Source organism: Roseovarius amoyensis (genome assembly GCF_003260265.1).
In the GTDB taxonomy this organism is placed as follows: domain Bacteria; phylum Pseudomonadota; class Alphaproteobacteria; order Rhodobacterales; family Rhodobacteraceae; genus Roseovarius; species Roseovarius amoyensis.
This window is the reverse complement of record NZ_QITQ01000049.1, coordinates 1-8,952: the sequence shown is the minus strand read 5'-3', so window position 1 is coordinate 8,952 and position 8,952 is coordinate 1. Positions and strand designations below refer to the sequence as shown.

Here is an 8,952-nt window from a genome sequence, read left to right as displayed (position 1 = left end):
CAGGTCGGCATCAGCGCTCTTTTCCACGAGCGCGCGCAGGTCCATCATCTGTTTGGTCATCGGGTGTAGTCCTCAGTTCAGGTTGGTGTTCACAACCCGACCCTACCGAGAAACCCGATGGCCACCGAAAGCTACACAACGTCCGGGGACGTCACCCAAACCGATCTCGCGGAATCGAATGATCGGGCGGCACCCGAAGGCGCCAACGGCTGAGTGGTGCCCGCTTGATAGGGGGCGGGCTCGCGTCGCAGCAATCTGATCGGCCCGCAAACCGCACGTGTCATCGCCCTCGGCGGTTTCTGGCTGGTGAGCCTGGCTCGCATTGCAGTTGTATCCGTTCCACCCTATCGCGCCACGTCATATGGGGGCGATCCGCGACACCGGGAATAACCTTGTCGCGGCGCTCGACCCCAGCGATTCGGTCGGGATCATCGACAGTTATTTTCCGGACGCGGATTTCTTTACCGAGTTCGAGCGTTTCGATCGCCATATCGACAAGCTGCGCCGCAAGGGCGCCGATGTCGATTACGTGTCGATCTGTTCGCCCAACTATCGCCGAGCCAGAGGTGTGCGGCTGGCAGGAGGCCGGCCATCTGATCTGGCATGGCGCACTCGATGATGTGCGGCCGGCCGTCGCGTCAGCCCATATCTGTGTGTTGTCCAGCTACCGTGAAGGAACCCCCCGCACGGTGCTTGAGGCGATGGCGACGGGGGCCGTCCGGTGATCACCACCGACGCGCCTGGATGCCGAGAGACGGTGCAGCACGGGGTCAACGGGTTTCTCGTGCCGGTCCGGGATGCCGACGCACTGGCCGGGGCGATGGAACGGTTTCTGCGCGACCCCGTGGTGGTCGATTGAGACGGTGAAGCACGGGTCCACCGTCCCAATCGACCACCACGGGTCCACCGGCTCGAATTGCGTGGCAAGCTGTTGGAAATGTTGGAAATAACAAATCCCGCCGGTGAGGCGGGCTTGGCTGGTTGCGAAAGTTCGCTAAAGTTGGTTGCGGGAGCAGGATTTGAACCTGCGACCTTCAGGTTATGAGCCCATAATTCAACGATTCCAATAGGTTATAGAAACCAGTGACTTAGACGGCAAGCCTTTGATTTCACGAATTTTCCCACCCCGCATTCACCAACATTCACCCGAATTCCGCCGCAAACCCGGCGTTCAAACCACGCTCGACTGTTGATGTGGCGTTGATGTAACCGACTACCCTTCGCCGCCAGATCATGATCGCAAACAGCCTTGAACGACCTGCTCTCGAGGTGATGCGGGACCGGCCGTCAGCACCAACGAGAACGGCGCCTTGATCGCAACGACGATGGCTTCCATGATTTTCGGCGCGACCTGCTCCTTCGGGCCCGGCCGGCACATATAGCCCGGCACCTCGAGCACGGCCTCGGCATCAACCTCGGCACGGCGGGCATGGGCGTGCTCCTTGACCTCCTTCTTCGGCCTGTCCTTGAAGAGGTCACGGCCCCTGTCCGATCGGCCTGGTGTACTCAAGAATGTCATGTGGGATACTCTCCGGGATTACGCCGGAAGCCGCCGTGCCTCGGCAAATGAAACGAGCCTGCGTCCGGTTTCGTCCCAGAGTGCGAGACTTGCGCAACGCAGGCTGTCGCGGAGCGTGAGGCGCCCGGCGCTGGCGAACTCCTCATGGTCCCGGAGGACTTCGGGCAGGCGGTAGAACGGGATCCGGCTGGCCAGATGATGGATGTGATGGACGCCGATATTCGCGGTGATCCACCTCAGGACCGGCGGCAGCACATAGTGGGAGGATCCGTGCAAGGCCGCGTCCTGCAGGGACCACTCCGTGTCGCCGTCCCAGGACGTTTCCTCGAACTGGTGCTGGATGTAGAAGAGCCACATGCCGGTTGAGGCGGCGAGCAGCATCATCGGCAGGTAGACGAAGAACAGCACCGGGACGCCGCCCAGCAGATAGAGCGATCCAAGCATGATCAGGATCGCGGCATCGGTGCCGAGCGCGCTTGCCCAGTAGCGCCGGCCGGACCGGAGGAGCCCCGCGGGGATGCGGTTCTGAAGAAAGAAGCTGTAGAACGGAACGATGCCGAACAGGACCGCGGGGTGGCGCACCAGTCTGTAGAGAACCCGTCCCAAGAGCGGTTTCGCGCGGTATTCCGCGACCGTGAGCGTGGGGATGTCCCCGGTTCCGCGGCGGTCGAGGTTTCCGGTGGTGGCGTGATGGATGGCATGGGTTCTTCGCCAGACGTCATAGGGTGTGAGCGTCAGCACGCCGATGATCCGGCCGACCCGGTCGTTCCAAGCACGAGCGCCGAAAAAGGCGCCGTGGCCGCAATCGTGCTGGATCATGAAGAGGCGCACGACGAAGGCCGCGTTTGCCAGTGACAACGCGACGGAAATCCACGGGCTGACCGACAGCGCCGCCCATGACAGCGCGAATATCGCGGCGAAGGGGATGGCCGTCACGGCCAGCTCGACGCGACTGCGCGACGGGATCGGGGTGCGATATGCCGCGAGACGCGGTGTCCGGGCGTCAGCCGGTCCGAGACCCGAGGCCCGGTCGGGCTCCGGTGCCGGAGACATCGCTCGCCCTGCGTTGCCGTGGTCCGGGCGTCCATTCGGACGCCCGGCGTCAGTCAGGTCAGGCGAGCGTGAGATTGGTCGCGCTTTCGCGACCGTCACGGCCGGATTCGACATCGAAGGTCACCTTTTGAGCATCGGCAAGGCCGGTAAGACCCGCCCGCTCGACGGACGAGATGTGGACGAAGACGTCCCTACCGCCCGATTCGGGCTCGATGAAACCGAAGCCCTTGGAAGAATTGAACCATTTCACGGTGCCACTGGCCATATCCGTGGTCTCCTGTTCTGGATGCTGCCCGCACGATGCGACAGCCCGGCAATGTCAGACTGAGTCGATCGCCTGAAGCCGGATGAACGGAGGCAGAGAGTCGCAGAGAATAACGTTGACCTCTACTATATGGGCAACCGCATTGCGTCACACAAGGGCGGCTTGGCATTGAAGTGAATTCGGTGCACCGCTGTTGCGGATACCCTGCGGGCGCAGGAGTGTCGTGTCGCCGAGCGTCCACCAACGCCGCCTTTCGCGGTCAGTCAACCAGATCACGCCGGGAAAGGCCACTTTCAGACCCCGGATCACGCGTTGGGCAGTCCCGAGATTGGCGCCTCACAGGCGAGGCTGACACTCCTGGGGAGGGCTACCACCATCTTCGCGGGGTGGATCAGATCAAGATTTTTCTCAAATGCGTCGGGGCGACCATCCACCGCAGTTTCCGAGAGGAAGGCTTGGCAATAGTAAATTAGAGCGCGAGTCGTTTCAGGGATTTTCTCCTATGGCTTGTGACGCCCGCGCCCTCGATGACAACAATCTTCCCCGCACAACGCCCTCGGGGGAACTTACCCGGCGCAGGGCCACGAGAATGGAGCGCAAATGAGGCTGCCTCGAAGAGAATTCTACACCGTCCACGAAGTCGCGGCGCGATGGGGCTGCACCACCGCCGACATTGCCGGATGGTCGGCGACAGGGAATTTCGACATTCTGACCGGCATTCCGCCGGTGACTTGCGGTGAGAAGATCATCGCCGGCGAGGTGATCGTCGCGGCCTTTGACATCCTGCCGATGTTCCGCCGCAGCGGCACTGGTCCGCTGACCGCCCGGGTGCACCGGGTACGCCCCCGGAGCGACACCGACTGGCTGCTGATCACCGATCCCGTGGAGGGTGTCGAGGTGTCCGTGGCCGATCTGCTGATCGCCGGACAGCAGGTTCAGCGCTTCGAAGAAAGGAACGAGCTGTTTTGTCGTGTGAGGGGCGGCACCGGGTCGGTCTCGCCCTACGATTGGGTGGGCATGTTGCAAGCCCTCACCCTGCGCATCCATGAGCGCGGCCTGCCGGCCTCGCAGGGCGAGCTGGTCGCTGAGATGCAGGACTGGTTCGTGGAGCATACCGATGGCAACGACGTTCCGGACGAGCGCTCGATCCGTCGGCGGATCACGCCGATCTGGCGCGCACTGACCAAGGCCGCCGAAAAAGCCTGACCGGGTGGCGCGATCAGGCGGATTTCTGATCCCGCGCCGGATCGTGAACCACCTGCAGTCGTGGCCGGACCGCGCTGGCCACGGCATCAAGCCCGGCGCGCAACGGCGCGTCGAGCAGATGCGCATAGCGCTGAGTGGTCTGCATCTGGGTATGACCCAGCAGCTTGCCAATCATCTCGAGCGAGGCGCCACCGCTGACCAGCAGCGAGGCGAAGGTGTGGCGCAGATCGTGGATGCGCGCATCCTCAATCCCCGCTTCCTTCTGGATGCGTTTCCAGAACCGGCGAATTTCCCTGACGGGCTGGCCCGGCACGTCACCGGGAAAGAGCCATGGGTTGCCCTTCGGCACCAGCAACAACCGCTGGCGCACGATCGCGGCCACATCCTCGGAGATCGGCACGCGGTGGATCTTGCGCTGCTTGGTGATGGCCGCCGGCTTCGACCAGATGCCGAGCTCGAGGTTGAATTGTTCGAACCGCGCCTGGCGCACTTCGCCGACGCGGGCACCGGTCAGCATGCAGATGCGGATGATCCCGGCCGCGCGCTGATCGGGATCGGCATCGAGCGCGCGCACAAGCCGGTCGATCTCGTCCCTGGTCAGGAACCGCTCGCGCGGGCTCTCGACGCGCCGATAGAAGCCACTGGCCGGGTTGTCCGAGCGCCAGCCCCACTCAACGGCGAGATTGAACATCTTGCGCAGTACCTCGCCCACGCGGTTGGCGCGCACCGGCGTGGGCTTGGGCCCCTGCAGCTTGCGCGCCCGGTTATTCGGCCTGGCCTTGTGCGGCCGCGCCCGCCCCTCGGCGATCTTTGCCAGCAGCTTTTCGACATCGGCCCTGGTGATCTCGCTCACCAGCTTCCTGCCCCAATGCGGCGCGACCAGCTTGGCCATCATCGATTTCTGATCAGCGGCATTCAGATCGGAGAGCCGCGAGACATGGTCCGTGATGTAGCGGTCGATCAGATCCTGCACCCGGGGCGCCTCGCGGATCCGGTCGCGCTCGGCCAGCGGGTCGCGGCCAAGGTCAATTTCCCGGCGCAATTCCCGGGCGCGTTCGCGCGCGGCGGTCACCGACCACTCCGGCCAGCGCCCGAAGGTCATCCGGCGCGGGCGCCCGGCATGGCGATAGTCGATCGTGAAGGCGCGCCCGCCGCCGCGATAGATGCAGACCGCAAACCCCCGAATGTCATCGTCGAAGATCTGGTAGTCGCGCCCCTCGGCAGGGATGGCATCGCGCAAAACCTTCTCGCTCAAGCGGACCCGTTTCGGCATCGAGGCACCTCCTTTCCCTGTCCATGACGCGTAGATTCGCGGCCAGGGCAAGGTAATCTTGGCACCCGACCGGCAGGGTGGCAGTGACCGGCAGTGACTCGTCAGGGCCGTTCCACCCCATGATTTACTGGAATCGCGTGGTCGGCGCCGCCGGACCTGTCCGGCAGCACGGACGGCTCGGTGCCGATGGATGTCGCCCGATATGGTCGCGACCATCACTTTCCCAATGAAATCAGAAGCCGGCACGCAAACCAGCACCTCACTGCCGGTCATTGCCGCCCTTGCCACCCCCTGGGTTTGGCCGAACGTCGCCCCAGGCACGCTGAAATCGTCGATTGTGGCCGATTGCGCGCGAACCTGGAGAGGATGATCGCCCGGAAATCGACCCCAGGCGACTTTGCAAGACCTGCAAATCCCGCTGCGCCGCAGCGCAAAATCACGAAACTTCAATAAAACAAGGGGTGGCACGGGGGGTGGCAAGCCACTGCCGGTCACTGCCGGTGACTGCCACCCTGCCCCCCCCGGGCCTGTGCTTCTGCTGTGAGACGACATTCGCCCTCACCGGGCGACAATCGGGAGAAAGCAGATGACACCAGGCGAACAGACCACCACCGCGTCCCCCGGCGCAAACACCGCAGCCCTCCTGCAGGGCTGGATCAGCCGCACTGATCTCGCCCGCGAACTCGGCGTGTGCGAGGAAACGCTTCGGCGCTGGGCAGATGCCCGGCGTGGTCCTGCCTTCGTGAAGGCCGGGCGAAAGATCCTCTATCGACGCGCGACAGTTCTGGAATGGCTCGAGACGCAGGAAGAGGTGTCGCCCCGGCGCACCCGCGCGGGAGGCCGCCGATGACCGAGGATGAACCCGGCCCATTTCGGGCAAGTCGTGAAGGACAAGCCTGGCCCGCCGACCGCGTCGCGGAAGCACGCGCCGTCATCGCCGATGTCGCGCATCATTCCGACCACCTGATCCGGCTCGCCTGCAATGTGCTGACGAGCCATGGCGAGACCGAAGAGGAGCGGCGCGATGCCCGTGCCCTCCTGTTCGTGATCGATGCCCGTTGCCCGGCGCGCCTGCGCCACGCCCAGCGCACCGATCACGATGATGCGCCGGAGGTGAGCCGATGAAGCGGCGCGGCACACCCGAGGCCGATCTGCAGCGCGCGGTGGTGCAGGCGCTGCGCTTTGCCCTGCCCCGCACAGCCATCATCCACCACTGCGCCAACGAGGTGACCGAACCCGGTCCGCGCGGCGCCAGGCACCAGGCAATCCTCGTCGGCATGGGCGTCCATCCCGGTTTTGCCGATCTGATGGTGCTCGTTGAGGGGCGCGTCCTGTTCCTCGAGTTGAAATCCCAGAAAGGTCGGCTCAGCCAAGCGCAGGAGGCGTTTCGCGATGCGGTGCTGGCCCAAGGCTTCGGCTGGGCGCTGATCCGCTCGCTCGACGACGCGCTGGGCGCGCTGGCCGATCACGGATTCACCACGCGTGTCGTGCAATCCGATGCCGCTCAGCGCATGGCCGTTCCAACAGGGAGGGCCGCGCCATGAGCCACGAGGCCACCAACTGGGCGATCAGGCAGCGCGGGCTGAAGCCCACCACCAGGATCGTGCTCTGGCATCTTTGTGATCGGTTCAACCCCGACTATGGCTGCTTTCCCTCGCAGGAGCGGCTGGCGCATGATTGCGAGATCAGCCGCTCGACGCTGAACGCCCATCTCGGCCAGCTCGAGGCGGCAGGCCTTCTGCGCCGGGTGCCGCGCCTGCATCCCGTCACCAGGCGGCAGATGCCCACCCGCTACATTCTGGGCTTCGAGCCTCACTTCGCACCAGATGATCCGAGCCCGTGTCCGGAAACCGGACACGGGGAAGGCGGCTCCGAAGAACCCTTCGCGGCTACAGAGGGTTTGGCCGGCGAAACACCCGCCGCACCCGAGCCGTGTCCGGAAACAGGACACGGGAATGACGCGGGAGCCGTGTCCGATTTTGCCCCCGACCCGTGTCCGGAAAACGGCCAAGCCCGTGTCCGGAATCCGGACACTAACCCTGTAAGGGAACCACTAAGGAAACCAGTAAAAGAGGAGGAGGGCGCGCGGGCGCGCGAGGGCGTCTCGGATCAGTTTTTCGCCGAGCTGCTCGCCGCGCTGGGCCTGGACCCCGCTGCCCTGCCCGGCTGGTGGCAAGGCTGGCCGCCGCGCGAGCATGTCCGGCGCTGGCGCGACAGTCTCGGCCTCGACGAGGCGGCGATCATCGCCGTGGCCGTAACCTCGCGGCGAGACCACCCGGAGCCGCCCGACGGGCCCAAGGCGCTCGATCGCGCCATGCAGCGTGCCGCCCAGCGCCTGAAGCGGACCGGTGCGGCCATTGCGAAGAAGGGTTCGGCAACCGGCAGCGGCAAGACCCGGCGCCGCAAGCGCGATGAGGGCCCCAGGCCCAGCGACGACGAGCTCGCGGCCTTCTACGCCCGGATGGTCAATTCCGACGACTTCTTGCCCGCCACCATGATCAGCAACACCATGTGCGACGCCATGCTGGCGCGGGGGCTGGTCACGCCGGAACGGCTTCGGATGCGGGGGGTGCGGTGAATGGCATGGTGTTTCGTCCCCGGCACGGACTGTCCCTCTGCGCAGGCGGCGGCGGCCTTGATCTGGGCCTCATGCTCGCCGAGCCCGGCTATCACAGCTGCCCATGGCCTCGGGCCCGTGGATCTGGCAGCCGACGGACGGCGCCCAGCGCCCGACGCAGATGAACCTCTTTGAAGGATGGCAGCCATGAGCTTGCAAAGACGGATCGGCCGCACGGGCGGCGCACGGCTCAAGCGCGCGCTGGGCGTGCAGGCGGCCCTGGAATGGGCATTTCGGATTGAGAAGGCCCAGCTGGAATTGCCGCCGCCCCCTGACGTGACCGAGGAAGGCTTCGGCTTCGGCCTTGAGTACGTCCTGATGCAACGCGCCGCGCTGGGCTGCAAGATCGACGGCGGTCAGCACAAGATCGGCGGCTACACCCACGAGGACGCCGAGACGATCGCCGCCACCGTCGCCGGGCTCCCCGACAGCTTGGGCGGCAAGCGCATGGCGATCCGTGTGGCGGAACTGGCGCGCGCCGGGCTGACCCCCGACTGGATGCCCGGCGCCGTGCCGCACTGCGTGCCGGTGGACACCCGCCGAAACCAGCACGGCGAGCGGGCCACCACCGTGGTCGTCGGCACCGAACGGGTGTTGGCGCGCGGCCGGTGGCGCACGGTCGAAGTGCTGGCCTGCCCCGTCACCTGGCGACCGCACCCGGAGCACATCGCGTCCGCCCGCCGCGCCTACGTGGACTGGTGGCAGGCGCTGGGCTGGGTCCGCGACGGGCTGATCGCGGGCAGCATGCTGCGGGACGTCGACGTGACGGCGGCGATGCCGAAGCTGCGACCGTGGGTTCAACGAAAATAGAGGCGAAAGGATCCCATTTCCGCCAATTTCTTCGAACGCGCGCCGCGCAGGGGCCCGCTCTGGCACCTGACATTCACGCGCAGGCGGAAGAGCATTTCTCTCTGCGCCGGCCCTCGCTTGACACTCCGTTTCCACAGGTTACTCTTTGGTGGTACCAGGGGTGCTCCGTTCAGGAGCTGAGATGCGCGACACCGCGCGAACCCTTCACA

At 65.3% G+C, this 8,952-nt stretch carries 13 protein-coding genes and 1 tRNA gene; 9 read left to right on the top strand and 5 right to left on the bottom strand.

Annotated features, from left to right (window positions below):
- Nucleotides 1-322: 322 nt before the first annotated feature.
- From DL899_RS20135 to DL899_RS19745, 3 genes are read left to right on the top strand one after another with little or no spacing between them, the layout of a single operon-like run.
- Complete coding sequence (locus DL899_RS20135; protein WP_204355365.1) at nt 323-619, top strand: Rossmann-fold NAD(P)-binding domain-containing protein; 297 nt, start codon at nt 323-325, stop codon at nt 617-619.
- Nucleotides 519-725, top strand: a complete 207-nt coding sequence (locus DL899_RS20260; protein WP_420821002.1) for a glycosyltransferase — start codon at nt 519-521, stop codon at nt 723-725. The genes DL899_RS20135 and DL899_RS20260 overlap by 101 nt, the downstream gene beginning before the upstream one ends.
- Nucleotides 722-859: a glycosyltransferase gene (locus DL899_RS19745; protein WP_204355363.1), complete on the top strand. Its 138-nt coding sequence runs from the start codon at nt 722-724 to the stop codon at nt 857-859. The genes DL899_RS20260 and DL899_RS19745 overlap by 4 nt, the downstream gene beginning before the upstream one ends.
- A gap of 142 nt (nt 860-1,001) precedes the next feature.
- Here DL899_RS19745 and DL899_RS19515 read toward each other — a convergent pair.
- The 4 genes from DL899_RS19515 to DL899_RS18560 all read right to left on the bottom strand — a co-directional run bounded on the left by DL899_RS19515 (nt 1,002) and on the right by DL899_RS18560 (nt 2,837).
- Nucleotides 1,002-1,131 (bottom strand) — tRNA-OTHER (locus tag DL899_RS19515).
- Between the two features lie 100 nt (nt 1,132-1,231).
- Nucleotides 1,232-1,519 carry a hypothetical protein gene (locus tag DL899_RS18570; protein ID WP_111735821.1) on the bottom strand — a complete coding sequence of 96 codons (288 nt, stop codon included), beginning with the start codon at nt 1,517-1,519 and terminating at the stop codon, nt 1,232-1,234.
- Between the two features lie 18 nt (nt 1,520-1,537).
- A complete protein-coding gene (locus DL899_RS18565) occupies nt 1,538-2,455 on the bottom strand; it encodes a fatty acid desaturase (RefSeq protein ID WP_338049665.1) in 918 nt (305 codons plus the stop codon).
- A gap of 175 nt (nt 2,456-2,630) precedes the next feature.
- Nucleotides 2,631-2,837 carry a cold-shock protein gene (locus tag DL899_RS18560; protein ID WP_111735819.1) on the bottom strand — a complete coding sequence of 69 codons (207 nt, stop codon included), beginning with the start codon at nt 2,835-2,837 and terminating at the stop codon, nt 2,631-2,633.
- Nucleotides 2,838-3,437: 600 nt separating this feature from the next.
- Between DL899_RS18560 and DL899_RS18555 the strand changes: the two genes are divergently transcribed.
- The gene (locus DL899_RS18555; RefSeq protein WP_111735818.1) at nt 3,438-4,043 is read left to right on the top strand and encodes a hypothetical protein; all 606 of its coding nucleotides are present in this window, start codon (nt 3,438-3,440) and stop codon (nt 4,041-4,043) included.
- A gap of 13 nt (nt 4,044-4,056) precedes the next feature.
- Here the strand turns inward: DL899_RS18555 and DL899_RS18550 are convergent, their stop codons facing one another.
- A complete protein-coding gene (locus DL899_RS18550; protein ID WP_111735817.1) occupies nt 4,057-5,316 on the bottom strand; it encodes a tyrosine-type recombinase/integrase in 1,260 nt (419 codons plus the stop codon).
- A 586-nt stretch (nt 5,317-5,902) separates the two neighbouring features.
- Between DL899_RS18550 and DL899_RS18545 the strand changes: the two genes are divergently transcribed.
- The 5 genes from DL899_RS18545 to DL899_RS18520 all read left to right on the top strand — a co-directional run bounded on the left by DL899_RS18545 (nt 5,903) and on the right by DL899_RS18520 (nt 8,743).
- The gene (locus DL899_RS18545) at nt 5,903-6,166 is read left to right on the top strand and encodes a helix-turn-helix domain-containing protein (protein ID WP_111735816.1); all 264 of its coding nucleotides are present in this window, start codon (nt 5,903-5,905) and stop codon (nt 6,164-6,166) included.
- Nucleotides 6,163-6,441, top strand: a complete 279-nt coding sequence (locus DL899_RS18540; protein WP_111735815.1) for a hypothetical protein — start codon at nt 6,163-6,165, stop codon at nt 6,439-6,441. The genes DL899_RS18545 and DL899_RS18540 overlap by 4 nt, the downstream gene beginning before the upstream one ends.
- Nucleotides 6,438-6,860 (top strand): VRR-NUC domain-containing protein, encoded by a 423-nt coding sequence (locus DL899_RS18535; protein ID WP_111735814.1) that lies wholly within the window; start codon nt 6,438-6,440, stop codon nt 6,858-6,860. The genes DL899_RS18540 and DL899_RS18535 overlap by 4 nt, the downstream gene beginning before the upstream one ends.
- A complete protein-coding gene (locus tag DL899_RS18530) occupies nt 6,857-7,894 on the top strand; it encodes a helix-turn-helix domain-containing protein (RefSeq protein WP_111735813.1) in 1,038 nt (345 codons plus the stop codon). Before DL899_RS18535 ends, DL899_RS18530 begins: the two co-directional genes overlap by 4 nt.
- Before the next feature lie 186 nt (nt 7,895-8,080).
- The gene (locus DL899_RS18520) at nt 8,081-8,743 is read left to right on the top strand and encodes a hypothetical protein (RefSeq protein ID WP_111735812.1); all 663 of its coding nucleotides are present in this window, start codon (nt 8,081-8,083) and stop codon (nt 8,741-8,743) included.
- Nucleotides 8,744-8,952 lie beyond the last annotated feature (209 nt).